Origin of the sequence: Nodosilinea sp. FACHB-141, assembly GCF_014696135.1 — a bacterium.
Taxonomy (GTDB): Bacteria; Cyanobacteriota; Cyanobacteriia; order Phormidesmidales; family Phormidesmidaceae; genus Nodosilinea.
The window spans coordinates 83310-98921 of the sequence record NZ_JACJPP010000010.1 but is presented as its reverse complement, the minus strand read 5'-3'; the positions used below and the strand labels follow the sequence as shown (position 1 = coordinate 98921).

Annotated in this window: 20 protein-coding genes and 1 pseudogene; 9 read left to right on the top strand and 12 right to left on the bottom strand. The window is 57.6% G+C overall.

The window, feature by feature from the left end; all coding sequences use genetic code 11:
• Window positions 1–279 precede the first annotated feature (279 nt).
• The 4 genes from H6F59_RS08525 to H6F59_RS08510 are packed head-to-tail and all read left to right on the top strand — an operon-like array spanning window position 280 to window position 2839.
• Window positions 280–1086 (top strand): sulfite exporter TauE/SafE family protein, encoded by an 807-nt coding sequence (locus H6F59_RS08525; RefSeq protein WP_190697725.1) that lies wholly within the window; start codon window positions 280–282, stop codon window positions 1084–1086.
• A complete protein-coding gene (locus H6F59_RS08520) occupies window positions 1083–1553 on the top strand; it encodes an HAD family hydrolase (RefSeq protein WP_190520483.1) in 471 nt (156 codons plus the stop codon). The genes H6F59_RS08525 and H6F59_RS08520 overlap by 4 nt, the downstream gene beginning before the upstream one ends.
• A gap of 49 nt (window positions 1554–1602) precedes the next feature.
• Window positions 1603–2133 (top strand): hypothetical protein, encoded by a 531-nt coding sequence (locus H6F59_RS08515; protein ID WP_190697721.1) that lies wholly within the window; start codon window positions 1603–1605, stop codon window positions 2131–2133.
• 16 nt (window positions 2134–2149) lie between these two features.
• Window positions 2150–2839, top strand: coding sequence for a phosphatase PAP2 family protein (locus H6F59_RS08510; RefSeq protein WP_190697718.1), 690 nt, complete (start codon window positions 2150–2152; stop codon window positions 2837–2839).
• Between the two features lie 14 nt (window positions 2840–2853).
• Here the strand turns inward: H6F59_RS08510 and H6F59_RS08505 are convergent, their stop codons facing one another.
• The 12 genes and pseudogenes from H6F59_RS08505 to H6F59_RS08450 form a co-directional block, all read right to left on the bottom strand.
• Window positions 2854–3048: a hypothetical protein gene (locus H6F59_RS08505; RefSeq protein WP_206755197.1), complete on the bottom strand. Its 195-nt coding sequence runs from the start codon at window positions 3046–3048 to the stop codon at window positions 2854–2856.
• Between the two features lie 76 nt (window positions 3049–3124).
• Entirely contained in the window at window positions 3125–3802 is a 678-nt protein-coding gene (locus tag H6F59_RS08500) for a cadmium resistance transporter (RefSeq protein ID WP_190520477.1), read from the bottom strand.
• Window positions 3803–4081: 279 nt separating this feature from the next.
• Window positions 4082–4351 (bottom strand): DUF5615 family PIN-like protein, encoded by a 270-nt coding sequence (locus H6F59_RS08495; protein WP_190697713.1) that lies wholly within the window; start codon window positions 4349–4351, stop codon window positions 4082–4084.
• A gap of 2 nt (window positions 4352–4353) precedes the next feature.
• A pseudogene (locus H6F59_RS26985) lies at window positions 4354–4679 on the bottom strand (DUF433 domain-containing protein).
• 93 nt (window positions 4680–4772) lie between these two features.
• Window positions 4773–5165, bottom strand: coding sequence for a GFA family protein (locus H6F59_RS08485; protein WP_190697710.1), 393 nt, complete (start codon window positions 5163–5165; stop codon window positions 4773–4775).
• Between the two features lie 258 nt (window positions 5166–5423).
• Window positions 5424–6272 (bottom strand): hypothetical protein, encoded by an 849-nt coding sequence (locus H6F59_RS08480; protein ID WP_206755196.1) that lies wholly within the window; start codon window positions 6270–6272, stop codon window positions 5424–5426.
• Window positions 6273–6553: 281 nt separating this feature from the next.
• Window positions 6554–7741, bottom strand: coding sequence for a YeeE/YedE family protein (locus H6F59_RS08475; protein ID WP_190697704.1), 1188 nt, complete (start codon window positions 7739–7741; stop codon window positions 6554–6556).
• A gap of 24 nt (window positions 7742–7765) precedes the next feature.
• The gene (locus H6F59_RS08470) at window positions 7766–7978 is read right to left on the bottom strand and encodes a hypothetical protein (protein WP_190697701.1); all 213 of its coding nucleotides are present in this window, start codon (window positions 7976–7978) and stop codon (window positions 7766–7768) included.
• A 90-nt stretch (window positions 7979–8068) separates the two neighbouring features.
• On the bottom strand, window positions 8069–9019 hold the full coding sequence (locus H6F59_RS08465; RefSeq protein WP_190697698.1) for a sulfurtransferase: 951 nt from the start codon (window positions 9017–9019) through the stop codon (window positions 8069–8071).
• 109 nt (window positions 9020–9128) lie between these two features.
• Window positions 9129–9710 (bottom strand): carbonic anhydrase, encoded by a 582-nt coding sequence (locus H6F59_RS08460; RefSeq protein ID WP_190697693.1) that lies wholly within the window; start codon window positions 9708–9710, stop codon window positions 9129–9131.
• A 52-nt stretch (window positions 9711–9762) separates the two neighbouring features.
• Complete coding sequence (locus tag H6F59_RS08455; protein WP_190697690.1) at window positions 9763–11001, bottom strand: NAD-dependent epimerase/dehydratase family protein; 1239 nt, start codon at window positions 10999–11001, stop codon at window positions 9763–9765.
• Entirely contained in the window at window positions 11002–11463 is a 462-nt protein-coding gene (locus tag H6F59_RS08450; protein WP_190697687.1) for a beta-lactamase hydrolase domain-containing protein, read from the bottom strand. It lies immediately after the preceding gene.
• A 266-nt stretch (window positions 11464–11729) separates the two neighbouring features.
• Between H6F59_RS08450 and H6F59_RS08445 the strand changes: the two genes are divergently transcribed.
• The 5 genes from H6F59_RS08445 to H6F59_RS08425 all read left to right on the top strand — a co-directional run bounded on the left by H6F59_RS08445 (window position 11730) and on the right by H6F59_RS08425 (window position 15587).
• A complete protein-coding gene (locus H6F59_RS08445) occupies window positions 11730–12296 on the top strand; it encodes an MgtC/SapB family protein (protein ID WP_199325706.1) in 567 nt (188 codons plus the stop codon).
• Window positions 12297–12360: 64 nt separating this feature from the next.
• Entirely contained in the window at window positions 12361–12651 is a 291-nt protein-coding gene (locus H6F59_RS08440; RefSeq protein ID WP_190697684.1) for a hypothetical protein, read from the top strand.
• Window positions 12652–12843: 192 nt separating this feature from the next.
• Entirely contained in the window at window positions 12844–13056 is a 213-nt protein-coding gene (locus tag H6F59_RS08435) for a hypothetical protein (RefSeq protein ID WP_190697681.1), read from the top strand.
• Between the two features lie 120 nt (window positions 13057–13176).
• Entirely contained in the window at window positions 13177–14166 is a 990-nt protein-coding gene (cysK, locus tag H6F59_RS08430) for a cysteine synthase A (protein WP_190697678.1), read from the top strand.
• Between the two features lie 128 nt (window positions 14167–14294).
• Window positions 14295–15587 (top strand): O-acetylhomoserine aminocarboxypropyltransferase/cysteine synthase family protein, encoded by a 1293-nt coding sequence (locus H6F59_RS08425; RefSeq protein WP_190697675.1) that lies wholly within the window; start codon window positions 14295–14297, stop codon window positions 15585–15587.
• Window positions 15588–15612: the final 25 nt, after the last annotated feature.

Genomic DNA, 15612 nt, shown 5'->3' with positions numbered 1-15612 from the left:
CGACAGCTTTATAACGTCTTATGTTCTACCGCTAAGGCGCCGAAGGGGCACAACTTTATGTCGTGCCTTGGGGGTACAACCTTACGTCGGATGACACACTGCAATGCCCCTACGGCGAACCTGTTCTGCCCCATGAACGTTGGTGATAGTTGGGGCAAGACAGCCGTTTAAGTCTGTTTGAATCTCAAAAATATTGAAACTGTACTGAAACTGTGGCATAGTTTTTGGAGGAAACACCGGTAACCCGATGGGTTTTTAGTGGTTTTTTGCGGACTCGCCATGGTTGATGTTGCGATCGCAGGTCAGGTCAGGCTCAGCTCAGGCGGGCTGGGGCCTTCTCCGACGGTGCTGGCGCTCTTGGTGGGGGTGTTTTTTATCACCAGCGCTGTCAGCATGGTGACCGGCAGCACCTCGCTGATTACGGTGCCCGCACTGCTGCAAGCGGGGGTAGAGCCGCAGGTGGCGATCGCCACCAACATGGCCGCCCTTACTCTAATGAGTGTCGGCGCTACCCTACCCTTTATGGGCCAAAGCAAACTCGACAGCCTCCGCGCTCCGGGGCTAATTGGCCTCACCCTGATGGGGTCGGCCCTGGGGGCGATGCTGCTTCAGCGGTTGCCCACCAGCGCCCTGTCGCCCTTTATCGCCGCCTCTATGCTGGTGGTGGTTGGGGTTTCTTTGACGATAGGCGATCGGGGCCTTCAGCCCAGCCCAGCTCAGAATTCTACCCTGGGGATTGCGATCGGGTACCTGGCCGCTTTTCTGTTGGCCATCTATGGCGGGCTGTTTAGCGGCGGCTACGTCACCCTGCTTACTGCCACCTTTGTGGGCTGCTTTGGCCACAGCTTTATTGAGGCGATCGCCACCAGCAAATTGGTCAATATTTTTTCTTCTCTGGTTGCCACCCTGGTATTTATCTACCTGGGGCTAGTAGATTTTGGCCTCGGTTTGCTGTTAGGTGTGGTTATGTTTCTGGGCGCGTTTTTGGGAGGCCGAGTGGTGCTGCGCTTGCCCAACTGCTGGCTCCGCCGCATCTATGTTGTCACCGTGATCGCTCTTGCCCTGAGATTGTTGCTAAGCTCATGATCGACATCAACATCCCCGGCTTTCGCCATCTTCAGCTGTCTGATCTCGTTTTAGACTACAACGGCACTCTGGCCACAGACGGTCGCCTCATTCCCCAGGTGGGCGAAACCCTCGCGGCGATCGCTGAGGCGTTGCAGATTCACGTGATTACCGCCGACACTTTTGGGCTGGCCCAAGACGAACTGGCGGGTCTGCCCCTCAGTCTGACCATTGCCCCACCCGAAAATCAGGCCGAAACCAAGCTGGCCTACGTTAGCGATCTGGGCACCGAGCGGGTAGTGGCGATCGGCAACGGCCGCAATGACGGCCAAATGCTCAAGGCCGCCGCCCTGGGTATTGCCCTGGTGCAGTCCGAAGGGGGCGCGGTTGAAACCCTGGTTTCGGCCGACGTTGTCTCCACCAGCATTCTGGACGCCCTGGAGCTGCTGCGTCAGCCTCGGCGACTGGTGGCTACTTTGCGATCGTAGTTTTGCAGCTCCTCTACTCAACGTTAGCCCTTTAGTTAGGATGAACCCCTTGTCACTCCTTCAGTCCGATACCGAGTTAAATTCTGATACCGAGTTAGCACCTGCTGTCTACGACGGCGTAGGCAGCACCCCCGTAGCGGATGACGCCCAGCCGGCAGCTCCCTGGCTGCGTCGACTGTGGGGCGGCAGCCTGGTGGTGGTTGGCTACCTGCTCTCACCCCTGTGCTGGTGGAATGATTTGGTGATTAACCTACCCCTGGCCCTGGGTTTTGGCTATCTGGCCAGCCGCCCGTTTCCCGATACCCTGGTGCCCATGACCGGGCTGGGCTACTGGCTGACTAACGTCGTCGGCTTCGTGCTCATGCAGCAGGGGGCGGTCACCGCGCTACAAAAAGAGGGGCAGGGCAACAGTGCTCACTCGCTGCGCAATGGCCTGATCACGTCCACGCTGTATACCCTGGCGATCGTGGTGTTGCTACAGCTGCACATCCTCGATGTGCCCGATTTTCTCACGGGTGATGTACTCACTAATCTCAGGGCTGTGCTGCCCGACTGGCTCATGACCTGGATTTCAGCCTAAGTTAATTTCTATTCAAATGGAACAGTCTGCTCGCTCTTCAGCCCCCAGCCCACTCTGGCTGGGAGTCATTTTACCGCTGCTGGCCCTGGTGATTTTAATTGGCCTGGGGCTACTGGTAGCGGCTTACCCGGCTCTGCCCGCTTGGGATGCGGCCTTTTTGCTGCACTTGCACCGCTACGCTACTCCAGAGCTAAATCAGGGGGTGGCGATCGCCACCAAGTTAGGCACCAAATGGGGCGTGCTGCCCGCTTCCCTGGGGCTGATAGCTCTAGGCCTCTGGCATCGCCGCTGGCAACCGGCCAGCTACCTGGCCTTGGTGATGGCGGGCAGCGCCGAGCTTAACCAGGTTGCCAAGGTGCTCTGGCATCGGGTGCGTCCCGCTCTCTGGGAGGGCATTCCGCCCCACACCGACTTTAGCTTTCCGAGCGGCCACGCCACCTACTCGATGACCTTTGTGCTGGCCCTCATTTTGCTCAACTGGGATAGTCCTAAGCGCCCTTGGCTGCTGGGTTTGGGTGGCTTGTTTGTGCTTTGCATTGGGGCTAGCCGGGTATACCTGGGGGTGCATTTTCCAAGCGATATTTTGGGGGGCTGGCTGCTGGCTGCCGCCTGGGCGCTGAGCCTGCATCAGGCTATGTTTCGCTGGCTACCACTGCTGCCGGGGTTGGAGCCTGAAGCCGAGGAGCAGCCCATTCAGCACCGCTAGCGGGCACTACTCACTCATTTATTTATTGCCTGCGATCGCCAAGCTAAAAATGCTTCAACGGTGGGAAAGTAGCGCACCACCTCATCTAGCCCTGTCGACCTGCCCAAGCGATCGCCCTTCCAATAGTCGGCGTTGGTGCTTTGGGGCAGCAGGTCCGTGCTGCGATCGCGGCATCCTTGCTCAAACAATCCCTCTCGTCGATTCTCCATAACCATCTTCAACAACTCATCCACTCGTCCACCCATCTACCCATCCACAACTTCCACGCCCTACCTCCGCCGTCCGCTACAACCCAGGAGCCAAAGCATAGAGCAACTGATAGCTGCCGTTTTCGAGCACAATCGAAGAACCCAGCCAGATCAGCACAAAGGGAAACGCGCGCCGCACGTAGTTGGCCATCACAAAGGCCGCCTGCGGCTGGCGAGTCAGGCTGTAAGACAAGGTCAACCACAGGCCGATCGCCGCATAGCACACCGCCAAAATAATGCTGAGGCGCGGCAGGGTGCTGCTGGCAAATAGGGGAATGTAGATAGCGATGTTGTTGCCGCCGTTGGCCAGGGTAACCGCCGACACCCGATAGGTTTGAGGGTCGCGCAGGGTGTGCCACAGCGACTGGCGGCGCACCTGGCGGTAGTGGGGGTGGGTGGGGTTGGCCACTGACACATCTACGGTTTCGTCTTCGGCAATGGTTTGGCGGCTGAGCAGGGCGTTGACGCCAATGGCGATGGGCAAAAAGCCCAATAGACCAATCCAAATGTGAGGAATCATTAGCCCGGCAAAGTAACCAATTAGGCTAATGCCCACTAGCCCGGTAAAGCCTACAAACTCGCCCACCACAATGTGACGCGGCCGAAAGGTGCGGTTGGTTTTGCTAAAAAACATCGTCAAGTAGATGTTGTCATCAAAGGTGGTGGCCGTAGCGGTGGCCAACCCAAGCATAACGGTCGGTACGATCCAGTCCATATGTAACCCCTGAAGGATGAGCACCCTCAATTTACGGGGAGCGAAAAATAAGAGCAAACGCTATTTTTTGTGGAATTGATAGATTGAAGTTATAGATGCAGCGCAAAGGCTAAAACCCTTATCTGACAAAGGTTCTACCACAGTGTCTTGGCCCATTGACAGTACCCAAACGGGTCATTTTTGCAGGGCTGGTTGGCAATTTCTGATTGCGATATGGCTACTTGGTAACGCGCAGAAGCTGAGCCGAAATGTTGTCTTGGCGCCCAAGGCACGATGAATTTAAGCGGTGTACGCATCCCAATCTAAGTTTTTAGAGCACACAACAATGCCCGCATGGGCAGAAGATTGGTTGTGGAGCTTGACAAAGTCTCGCCGATTTTGCGTGATCACGGCCCGCTCTTGACTCGCTGCAAACTGCAAAACCTGCTCATCTGGAATGCGTTGATTGGCTTGCCCAGCCTCTTGCACCGTGAGAATGTCGTAGCCTAACGCTCTTAACCGTTGAACTACCGGAAACGGAAACTGTTCGTCAGCGTAAAGACGCACCACGGTTAAGCGGCCTCATTCTCACAAATGGCCGCCTCAATTTCAGCCTGATAAATGTCGGCGTAGTGCCACGCATTGGCTAAGTTAATGGCTGTGAACTGTGGATAGGCTTCCAAAATTTTGGCGTCGGTGGCCCCTAGTCGACGATACTGCACCAAATCCCAAACGGGAATGCGGGTATCGGTAATGCAGGCATCGCCGCCAACAATGCCAGGTGTTTTTTCGATGCCGGGCCAAGTATTGCTGAGGCTTTGCACTAAAAGCTGTACCGCTTCAGCTTTTTCGGCGGGGTTAGGGCGAGAAGATGGGCTTGCAATTCCTGGAGGGTCATCGCTTGGGCCTGAGCGCTCAATAGGCGCAAGTGCTTTGCGCGCAACGGCTATGAGTCTACGATACTTTGAAGGTGAAGATTTGACCGTGCAACCTACTCTTCAAAGCGACTTGTGGGGTCGCGATCGCGCTCATATCGTCTGGTGAGCGGAAACGGCGGCAGCCAAGATTCGCGACGGGTAATCCAATTTTCGTAGGTCGGTGTCAGCTGGTTAGGGGAATCTAGAGAGCCTAGGTACACTTCAACTTCGTCTGCGGTGCGGGCGAAAACGGACGAGCCGCAGCGGGGACAAAAAAACCGCCCGCCGTAGTCGCGGGTTTCGCCGGCGATCGCTACCGCATCCTGAGGGAAAATCGCGGAGGCGTGAAAAAGAGCCCCATGATGCTTGCGACAGTCGAGGCAGTGACAAAGGCCAACTCGGTAAGGGAGCCCCGTTGCTACTATTCGAACGTTGCCGCATAGACAACCACCGGTGAATTGCTCCATACTGCGTCTCCTCTGAAATAGGCGCTCGGAATAGCTACAACAGCCAGCACTAATACAGTTCCCACGGTGTATTTGGCGCCCGCCGTCACTGTTGAGAGAAAGAGGGCTGCCAAGCCTACGGTAGTACACACAATGGCTGTTAACGCCCCTGTTCGCCGACACAAAAACTGCTCGAACTCACTGAAAGGAGCTTTGCGCGGCCGGTGTGCAATGACTTTGTTAGCTAATTTTCACTCAGTATCACCATAGTTGGCACCATCACGGAGGTGGCATCCACTGACCCTGGCTAATCAGACGGATATCAGTACCCGTGATGTTGGTGTGGTAGACCCAGAGAGGCTGCTGTATCGACGTGCCGGAGATGGCCTGGTCGACCATGATTTGCACCGCCCACCCTGAACGAATAGCCATGCCACAGCTGGGGGCATCTTCACGGGTATTCAAAGAGCGGTCAAAGAAACGCGCCTCTGCCCAGAACAGGCGCAAACTGGAGGTAGAGATTCCAGCTTCCTCTGCGACTTGGGTAAGAATTCGCTGTTGTACGGCTTCTGATAGACTTTGCAACCCATCCGGTTGAGGTGTCCAAAGACCGACTTCAGCCCCTTGCGGGATGTAGTAAACCAAACGGAGCGGCTCGGAGAACCCCTGTCCTACAACAACCACTCGCCAACCAAATACATTGATGTCAGGGCAAATGCCACGCATGGGGCGGGAGGGGCCAGAATCACCCCTACATTCGTTCCACGTAACCGGTTCAATCAATTCAACCTCGACACCGATATCGGTTGGTGCATCTGGAGCCATTTCAAGCATCAGTTCAGTGGTGTTGAACCATTCTTGAGCATCCTGTAAAACCGCAGCGGTTAGCGCATTAGGAAGGCTGCCCATGTCAAGGGGCGAGCGCATTTCTTCCGACACGTTTTGAATGGGAGCGGCAACAGGGCGAGGTAATCCCACGCGCTCAACCACAACGATGGGCTGCGATGACGCGATCGCTGGGCGTCCAATAACGGAGAATGAGGACATGGGCTGAAAATGGGCATGGCTACTGCTAGCGATCGCAACTGATAACCCAACTGCCCCATATATGACTCGTTTAACCTGCATCACCCCACATCCTTCGATAACCGATCTGTCAGAGAATACGACTTGAACCTGTTGCTACCGTAAGTAGAAACGGTTGCTAAATAGTTGTGGTTGCTAAAACTGCAACATACAGCACCCCAAAACACTGGTGGTCTCAGTCGAGATATGGACGGTGATCATGACAAAACCCTGCGGCTAAGGTAGCCCTGTAGATCGTCAAGCCCCAGGATTCCTCAAGAACCCTGGGGCTTGACCTAGGCAGCCGCTGATTGAAGAAGGATAGCTGCGGGAGACCAGCCCAATCAGTTGGAGAGCTGGAACAACGGCCTGAGCTTGACCCCCAGCAGCGTGCCAAGCAGCGCAAAGGCGATCCACAACCAGCCGTGCAGACTGGTAGAAGCAATGCCGCTGAAGTATGCGCCGACATTGCACCCAAAGGCCAACCAGGCTCCATAGCCCATCATCAGGCCACCGATTAACGCCGCCAGCACCGCCAGCCGTGAGGGGGGCTGCCGCACCGTTAACCGCCCGGCGATCGCCGCCGCGATCGCTGCCCCCAGCACAATGCCCACATTCATCACCGAGGTGATATCGGCGAAGACGCTGGCTTGCAGCACCTCAGCGATCGCCTCCTGGCTCCAAAATTCGCTGCTAGCCGGGTTCCAGCCCAGTAGGGTGGCCAGCTTGGCCGTCCAGAGGGTAAACCCCCAGGTCACCCCCCAGGGTCGACCGGCCAGCAGCAAAGTTAGCGTATTCAGCAGGGCCAGCACCACCGCCCCAGTTACCAACGACCAGGGGCCGTAGAGCAGCGATCGCCAGTGCAGCAGCGGTTTCAGCGCCAGGGTTTCATGGCCTTGCCGCCGCTGCCAGTGCCATAGGCCAATCCCTAGCAGTCCCAGCAACGCCAGTTGCAAGGCCACCCCGCCCCAACCCCACAGCGCCACCAGCGCCAGGGGCTCGGTCTGGGGCAGCCCCTGCCAAAAGCCGTTGGTCAACGTGCCCAAAAACGACCCAAGGCCAAAGGTCAGCAGGGTAAACAGCATCATTGAGCTGCCGCCACCAATGGTATAGAGCGTGCCGCAGGCGCAGCCGCTGCCTAATTGCATGCCCACCCCAAACACCAGCGCCCCGATCGCCCCCTGGAGCGCAACGGGAGCCAGCGACCCCCGACCCAGTTCGCCCATCAAGATGGGGGCAAATAGCACCGTCGCCAGCGCCAGCATCACCACCTGCGCCAGCACCCCCTGGCCATCGCCCTGCACCACCAGCCGCCGGTAAGACGACGCAAAGCCAAAACTAGCGTGGTAAAGGGTGAGGCCAAACAGAGTGCCGATCAAAAACAGCAGGCTCTGCCGCCAGCCAAAGCGGATTAAGCTAGCAGCGATCGCCACCACCGCAGCCAGCAGCAGATAAAGCCACAGCGGTTGTGATGGCCCTCTAGAGCCAGTTTTTGACCATGGCGATGCCGTTAAGTTACCAATCGGAGTCATAGCGTCAGCGTCAGGGTAGGGGGTTTAAGAGAATCGCCCGCGAGTTGGGCGGCGCGGCTTCTTGTCGTCTTCGTCTTCATCAGCCTCGTCATCGTCATCGGGCTGGGTGGGGGCGCAGGAGGCAACCGGATCGACGGTGTCACTACCAGCAGCCCCGTGGGTAACCGACCAAAAACTATGCCCCCCCAGGCTGAGCGGGGTGAGCACACTGGCGAGCAGCAACAGGCGTAACAGCATAAATTAATAGATTCCTTCAACGTTAGGTGGCCCCTTCCCGTTGTTTCGTTCAACTGGAAAAGGCCACCGCATTACAACCAATAAGCGCAATTAAACATTCGGATCTTGCCCAGTGGCAACGGGTAAATCAGGCTGGGCTGAATACTCCGTCCAAGCCCCCTCGTACAAACGAACGTTGGGGTAGCCCAGCAGATGCTTGAGCACCACGTACTGAAGCGACGCTTCGCGTCCGGTGCTGCAGGTCACGATAATGTCGTCTTCGGGAGTAATTTCTCGGCGGGCTAGCAAGGCGCGAATGTCGTCGAGGGGCTTGAGCTGGTGAAAGTTGGCTTCACCCACGGTAAAGCTAGGCCAGGGAAGATTGTTGGCCCCCGGAATGTGGCCGTTGCGAATGAACAGGTCTTCTTCACCGGCAAACAGCGCGGGTGGGCGCGGGTCAATAAAGGTAACGCGGGCGCTGCGGTCACGCACAATCGATCGCACCTCGTCGAGCGATACGCGAATGTCGCTGTTGTCTTCCAAAGCGAAGTTGCCCTTGGCATACTCAGGGAACTCCTTCGTCACCGGCAGACCGGCATCTTTGTAGGCTTTAAACCCACCATCGAGTACCGAAACCTCACCGCCAAAGCTGCCTCGCTCTAGCAGGTAGGCCACCTGGGTGCTGCCCAAAATGCTATTGCCCTCGGAGTAAATCACCACATGGCTGTCGCTGTTGACCCCAGCTTCTTGAAACAGCGCCTCAATTTTCTGCTGCTCCCAAAACTGCACCGGCAAACGGCCATTGGGGCCCCGGAAGGTGTTTTCGGCAATGTTCACCGCGCCGGGAATGTGGCTGCTGATGTAGTCGAGCGGGTTAGTGCGCACGTCAAGAATGCGCAGGCTGCGATCGCCCGAATGCTGTGCCACCCACTGAGGGGTCACAAAATCGATGGTCGTCGCCGCTGCACCGGGCTGCACCAGCCCCGGCAGAGTCGCTACGGCGATAACCGCCGCCAAAAAGGCAGCCAGCTGGATCTTCCAGCGCTGTAGTTGCTTAAGCATTGAACGTATCTCCTTTGTATTGATTGATTGTCAATGTGAGGGGTAAGGGGGTGGGCAGGTGCTCAAAATTTTGAACGTTGAATGCCGCCTAGCTGCCCACCCTTTACCCCTAAATCCCTACCCCTACCGCCGTTGCCTCCGGTACCTCCACCAACTCCCCCGTCTTCACGTCGTAGATGTAGCCGTAAATGGGGATGTTGGCGGGCACCAGCGGGTGATTGCGAATGCGGGCCACATCTTCTGCCACGCTTTTGGCCTGGTCAGAGATGGTCAGCCAGTTAATGAAGTCACCCTCATTGGAGCCTAGACCCTGGCCCACGTCGTGCCAGCCATTGGCATCGACCTTAGCGGTCTCCAGGCTGTTGGCCAACAGCCCGCGAATCACGGTATCGGTAAAGGTTTCCATGCCGCAGTTGCTGTGGTGGATGACAAACCACTCGCGGGTGCCCAGCAATTTGTAGGAAATCACCAGAGAGCGAATGGCGTCGTCGCTGGCCCGCCCCCCGGCATTGCGAATCACGTGGGCATCGCCCTCGCTCAGCCCGGCAAACTTGGCCGGGTCGAGGCGAGCATCCATGCAGGTGAGCACCGCAAAGCGGCGACCGGGGGGCATGGGGAGGTTACCTTTGTCGCCGAAGTCGGCGGCGTAGGTCTTGTTGGCGGCGAGGACGGCTTGGAGGGTTTGGGACATGGGAGAGTTGGGGGTGGATGGGTGAAGGGGTAGGGGGTGGATGGGTAGGGGGTTAGTGGGTTATTCCGGTACTCTTCGTTCCCTGCTCTCCACGTCTTACCCATTTCGATGTGGAGGGAATTTTGCTGCGATCGCACCGTTCTGCATACTTCTCTGCCACTTCGGTTACTTCCAGCAGCAGCCCTTTGCTGAGGGTGATGGGCTCTAGGCCCAGTTCGAGAAAACAACGGTTTTCGACGAAAAGGTCGTTTTCGGCGGCTTCTTTGCGGGGGTTATCGAGGTAGGTGATTTCGGCTCCGGTGAGGTCGCTGACCAGCTGGGCCAGGTTGCGAACCCGGTGGGTTTCGGTCATCTGGTTGAAGATTTTGACCGGTTCCCCAGGGCTGGGCGGGTTTTCGAGCGCCAGCTGAATGCAGTGCACGGTGTCTTGAATGTGGATAAAGGCGCGGGTTTGGCCACCGGTGCCGTGGACGGTGAGGGGGTAACCGATCGCCGCCTGCATAAGAAAGCGATTCAACACCGTGCCGTAGTCGCCGTCGTAGTCAAAGCGGTTGATCAGCCGCTCGTCCTGACGGGTTTCGCGGGTGTGGGTGCCCCAAACTACGCCCTGGTGCAGGTCGGTAACGCGCACGCCGTCGTTCTTGTTGTAGTAAAAGAAGAACAGCTGATCCTGGGTTTTGGTCATGTGGTAAACGCTGCCCGGATTCGCTGGGTAGAGAATCCGCTGGGCAATACGCTCCCCACTCTCGGTGGGAATTTCTACATCTAAGTAGCCTTCGGGAATTTTCATGCCCGCCGTGCCGTAGCCGTAGACGCCCATGGTGCCGAGGTGGGTGACGTGGATATCCAGCCCCGACTCGACGATGGCGCAGAGCAGATTGTGGGTGGCGTTGAGGTTGTTGTCAACGGTGTAGCGCTTGTGGCGGGGCGACTTCATCGAGTAGGGAGCGGCCCGCTGCTCAGCAAAGTGCACCACCGCATCGGGGCGATACTGCTGAATTAGACCCAGGAGCTGGTCATAGTCTTGGGCAATATCGACTCGGTGAAAGGGAATGTCACGCCCGGTGAGGGCTTTCCAGGTGGCCAGGCGGACTCCGAGGGGTGCGATCGGGGTGAGGGAATTAACTTCTAGCTCGTTGTCGATGTTGCGCCGAGAGAGGTTGTCGAGAATGACGACCTCGTGACCCAGGTTCGACAAATGCAGGGCTGTGGGCCAGCCACAAAACCCGTCACCGCCCAAAATAAACACCTTGAGCGGCTGGGTCGAGGTCTGACCGTTGGCAACTACCATCTACCCAACCTCCTGCTGGTCAGGTACAGGGTCGCCGTAATAGTCGCGCAAAAATTGCTGAATCTGCGGCTGCTCTGGCCCCAGCCCGTGGGTAGTGGCCTGCTCTAGAAAGGCGTCACGGGAAAGCTTTTCTTGGTTGGCGATCGCAATTAACGCCACCGCCGTCGCCCGTCCGCCCCCCCGACAATGAATCAGCACTGGCTTAGGCAGACCATCCAGCGCAGCCAGGGCAGCGTTGAGGGGGTCGCCCTCCGGCGAGGTTGGGCTTACCGGGGCCTGAGCATAGCCCAAACCAGCGGCGGCGGCCTGCTCAGCTTCGTCGGGCAGCGTACCGGGTTCGTGGGGCGACCTGAGATTTAGCACCGCCTGAAACCCTTGCTGGGCCGCTTGCCGAATCTGCTCTGGGGTAAGCTGACCGGCGCTGCTGTAGTCGTCATTTACGGGGCGAATAGGGTCTGTCATAGCCTGCTTTCTCCAACAGGAAACAAGAAGCGACGCATGGATGTGCCTCTAGGCAACCAGTGCTCCACAAATACTTAGGCGCTTACGAAGAAACTAGCGGAGAGCTTCGTAGCGCGCTTGGCAAACGCATCCGAATCGTACATGAAACCAAAAATGTTTGCAATCTGATTGAAAATTATTTGATGCCATGCCATAGTTGTCAAACACAAATCAATCACCGGTAAACCTACCGGGTTTTCGGTGTATGCAGTGGCGAGGGGGGCATTTTGGCGATTCAGGCTGGCTATATCGAAGCCAACGACTGGCTCAACCTGATCTTTCGAGTCGGGCTTTCCGTCATCATCGGCGGGCTGATTGGCTTCGAGCGCCAGTGGACTGGCACCAACCGCTCTGCCGGGGTCCGCACCCACATGGTGATTAGTCTGGGGGCAACGCTGTTTATTCTGCTGCCCCTTCAGATCCCCCAAGACTATTCCTCCGTAAACGCCCTCAGCCGCACCATCCAGGGCATTGCCACCGGGGTGGGCTTTATTGGAGCGGGGCTAATCTTGCAGCAATCCCACCGGGGCAAGGTTAAGGGGCTAACCTCGGCAGCGGCGATTTGGGCTACGGCCGCCCTCGACACCGCCATTGGCCTAGGCTACTGGCAACTCGCCGTAGTGGGCACCGTGGCCATGCTGCTGGTGCTCAGCGGTGTCAAGCAGGCCAAACGGCCGATCGCCGTGCGTTTGGGGCGAGCGTCGTCCTCATCAAAAAAGCGTCCTGCCGACACACCGTCACCGACTCCGACTGATCGGCGTGCTCACCCACTGTTTTTCGCCCAAGATGACTAGACGCACCTTTACTATTCCTAGTCCTCAACGATTTTCACCTGTTGTTTCCGTTGGTTTACGCACCATGACAACTCCCCAAACTCAGCTCAGGCTTAGAATTTACGGTTCTCCCCAAATCTCCGTTAGAACGCTGCTTGAAGAGCTGGCCGAAAGCTGTCGGGTCGTGGTGCGAGCCATTGCGTTAACCGGGCAGCCAACCACGCTCTCGATCAGCAGTTCGGTCCAGTCAACGGCCTTGGAAGTGGAGCTATCTGGCCCACTCAACGCGGTGCAGTGCTGGCTGAGCCAGCTGCAAAAATATCCCCTCGTCATTCAGGGCAAAGGCAACCCCGATGGCGACGGCTGGCATTACTAGACAGCGCCAGCGGAGCACAGGCGACTTTAAGTTTTCTTGGCCGCAATCCAGGGTTTCACTGCGGGGCACAACAAACCCGACGGCCGAAGGGGGAACCCTAGATGACCGGCTCAGCTCTTGGCCTAAAGCCTGTCTCCGCGCCTTTTCTAGTCAAATTTTCCGTTGTTCTCTTTTCTCTCTTTACTTTTTGCCATGACTTCCTTCTCTCTCAACCAGGCTGAAACTCAGCAACCTTACTCTTCCACCCCCCTACTCATCCACGCCCTACCTAAACCCCTAAAAAGCCGCTGGAGCCACGGCCGCGGCTATGTCGTAATCGCCCTAATTGCGCCGCTGCTGCTAGGCAGTCTGCTACTGGTCTATCTGCACAACGTCACCAAAACGCGACTAAGTCTGTGGCAATGATAGATCTTTGTTAGACAGTGGAGAGTAGGGAGTAGAAGACCCCTAAGCCTGAAGACTTACAAAGCCCTTCACCCATTCACCCCCTACTCCTCACCCATCCACCCCCCACTCCTTTCCCCCATGCCCATCGCTAACAACATCACCGACCTCATCGGCCACACCCCCATGGTGCGCCTCAATCGCATTCCTCAGTCTGAGGGAGCCGTGGCCCACATTGTCTTCAAACTAGAGAGCTTCAACCCCGCCGCCTCGGTCAAAGACCGCATCGGGGCCAGCATGATTCAGGCAGCCGAAGATGCGGGTCTCATCAACCCAGAATCCACGATTCTGGTAGAACCTACCTCCGGTAACACCGGCATTGCCCTAGCCCTAGTCGCCGCCGCCAAGGGCTACCGACTAATTTTGACCATGCCCGACACCATGAGTCTAGAGCGGCGGGCGATGCTGCAAGCTTACGGTGCGCAGCTGGAGTTAACCCCTGGCAGCCAGGGCATGGTCGGAGCCATTCGACGGGCCGTAGAAATTGTCGATTTCTTGCCCGATGCCCACATGCTTCAGCAGTTTCGCAACCCGGCCAATCCCAAAATCCACCGCGAAACTACCGCTGAGGAACTGTGGGCCGACACCGAGGGGGCGATCGATATTTTGATTGCCGGAGTCGGCACCGGCGGTACCATCACCGGCGTAGCCGAGGTGCTGAAGCAGCGCAAACCAGGGTTTCAAGCCATTGCTGTGGAACCCGTCGAAAGCCACGTCCTCTCTGGCGGTACCCCCGGCCCCCACAAAATTCAGGGCATTGGCGCAGGCTTTGTGCCCGAAGTGCTGAACATTGATCTAATTGACGAAGTAATTCAGATCGACAGCGAAACCGCCGTCAACTACAGTCGCCGCCTGGCCCGAGAAGAAGGCATTCTCTCCGGCATTTCTGCCGGTGCTGCCCTAGCCGCCGCCATTCAGGTTGGGCAGCGCCCCGAAAACGCTGGCAAACTCATCGTCGCCGTCCAACCCAGTAACGGCGAACGCTATCTCAGCACCGTCCTATTTAACAACCTGCCGCCCAATCAAGTCGCCGATCTGTCAGCCCTGCGAGGTGATTTGATCAGCGTCTAAAGAGGATGAGGAATGAGGGGTAGGCAATAGAGGCGAGAAATCAAAGCCTATAACTTCCCACCTTCCCCGACCCCCTTACCCATCCACCCCCTACCCTCCCACCCATCTACTCCTCACCCCCTACCCCCATGCCCCACCGCTACGAAACCCTACAGGTGCACGCCGGCCAGGAACCCGCTCCCGGCACCAACGCTCGCGCAGTGCCCATTTACCAAACAACCTCCTACACCTTCGACGATGCCGACCATGGGGCTCGCCTGTTTGCCCTGCAAGAGTTTGGCAACATCTACACCCGCATCATGAACCCCACCACCGATGTGTTTGAAAAGCGCATCGCGGCGTTGGAGGGGGGCGCGGCCGCCCTGGCTACAGCCAGCGGCCAGGCAGCGCAGTTTCTCGCCCTTAGCACTCTGGCCCAGGCGGGGGATAACATTGTCGCCACCAGCTATCTCTACGGCGGCACCTACAACCAGTTCAAGGTAATCCTACCTCGTCTGGGCATTGGGGTGAAACTGGTAGAAGGTGACGATGCCGAAACCTTTCGCCAGGCGATCGATGAGAATACCAAGGCGCTCTACGTGGAGAGCATCGGCAATCCGCAGTTCAATGTGCCGGACTTTGCTGCCCTAGCCCATGTGGCTCACGAAAACGGTATTCCTTTAATTGTCGATAACACCTTTGGGGCAGCAGGCTACCTAGTGCGGCCCATCGATCACGGCGCCGACATTGTGGTGCAAAGTGCCACCAAGTGGATTGGGGGCCACGGCACCTCCATCGGCGGCGTGATTGTTGACTCGGGCAAATTTGACTGGCGCAACGGCAAGTTTCCGCTGTTTACCGAGCCGTCACCGGGCTACCACGGGCTAAATTTCTCCGATACCTTTGGCCCCGATGGCCCCTTTGGCAATATTGCCTTCATCATTCGGGCGCGGGTCGAAGGGCTGCGCGACCTAGGCCCCGCCCTCAGCCCCTTTAACGCTTTTTTGCTGCTGCAAGGGCTAGAAACGCTGTCTTTGCGAGTCGATCGCCACGCCAGCAACGCCCTGGCCCTGGCCCACTGGCTAAAAGACCAGCCCCAGGTAGAGTGGGTCAACTACCTAGGGTTGCCCGAGCACCCCTACCACGATCGCGCCACCAAGTACCTGCACAACGGCTTTGGCGGCGTGCTCAACTTTGGTATTAAAGGCGGTTTGGAGGCGGGTCGCAAATTCATCAACCAGGTCAAACTCGCCAGCCACCTCGCCAACGTCGGCGACGCCAAAACCCTGGTGATTCACCCCGCCAGCACCACCCACCAGCAGCTCGGCGAGCATGAACAACGCTCCGCCGGGGTGTCTCCTGATCTGGTGCGCGTTTCAGTCGGCATTGAGCATATCGAAGATATCAAGGCGGACTTCGAGCAAGCGTTTGAGGCGCTGTAAGGGGAGTGGTAGGGGAGTGATGGAG

Excerpts from the sequence above, each read along its gene's own strand:
- H6F59_RS08525 (WP_190697725.1), top strand. The coding sequence starts at position 280 with ATGGTTGATGTTGCGATCGCAGGTCAGGTCAGGCTCAGCTCAGGCGGG.
- H6F59_RS08520 (WP_190520483.1), top strand. The coding sequence starts at position 1,083 with ATGATCGACATCAACATCCCCGGCTTTCGCCATCTTCAGCTGTCTGAT.
- H6F59_RS08510 (WP_190697718.1), top strand. The coding sequence starts at position 2,150 with ATGGAACAGTCTGCTCGCTCTTCAGCCCCCAGCCCACTCTGGCTGGGA.
- H6F59_RS08505 (WP_206755197.1), bottom strand. The coding sequence starts at position 3,048 with ATGGAGAATCGACGAGAGGGATTGTTTGAGCAAGGATGCCGCGATCGC.
- H6F59_RS08500 (WP_190520477.1), bottom strand. The coding sequence starts at position 3,802 with ATGGACTGGATCGTACCGACCGTTATGCTTGGGTTGGCCACCGCTACG.
- H6F59_RS08485 (WP_190697710.1), bottom strand. The coding sequence starts at position 5,165 with ATGGAGCAATTCACCGGTGGTTGTCTATGCGGCAACGTTCGAATAGTA.
- H6F59_RS08480 (WP_206755196.1), bottom strand. The coding sequence starts at position 6,272 with ATGCAGGTTAAACGAGTCATATATGGGGCAGTTGGGTTATCAGTTGCG.
- H6F59_RS08475 (WP_190697704.1), bottom strand. The coding sequence starts at position 7,741 with ATGACTCCGATTGGTAACTTAACGGCATCGCCATGGTCAAAAACTGGC.
- H6F59_RS08470 (WP_190697701.1), bottom strand. The coding sequence starts at position 7,978 with ATGCTGTTACGCCTGTTGCTGCTCGCCAGTGTGCTCACCCCGCTCAGC.
- H6F59_RS08465 (WP_190697698.1), bottom strand. The coding sequence starts at position 9,019 with ATGCTTAAGCAACTACAGCGCTGGAAGATCCAGCTGGCTGCCTTTTTG.
- H6F59_RS08460 (WP_190697693.1), bottom strand. The coding sequence starts at position 9,710 with ATGTCCCAAACCCTCCAAGCCGTCCTCGCCGCCAACAAGACCTACGCC.
- H6F59_RS08455 (WP_190697690.1), bottom strand. The coding sequence starts at position 11,001 with ATGGTAGTTGCCAACGGTCAGACCTCGACCCAGCCGCTCAAGGTGTTT.
- H6F59_RS08450 (WP_190697687.1), bottom strand. The coding sequence starts at position 11,463 with ATGACAGACCCTATTCGCCCCGTAAATGACGACTACAGCAGCGCCGGT.
- H6F59_RS08440 (WP_190697684.1), top strand. The coding sequence starts at position 12,361 with ATGACAACTCCCCAAACTCAGCTCAGGCTTAGAATTTACGGTTCTCCC.
- H6F59_RS08435 (WP_190697681.1), top strand. The coding sequence starts at position 12,844 with ATGACTTCCTTCTCTCTCAACCAGGCTGAAACTCAGCAACCTTACTCT.
- cysK (WP_190697678.1), top strand. The coding sequence starts at position 13,177 with ATGCCCATCGCTAACAACATCACCGACCTCATCGGCCACACCCCCATG.
- H6F59_RS08425 (WP_190697675.1), top strand. The coding sequence starts at position 14,295 with ATGCCCCACCGCTACGAAACCCTACAGGTGCACGCCGGCCAGGAACCC.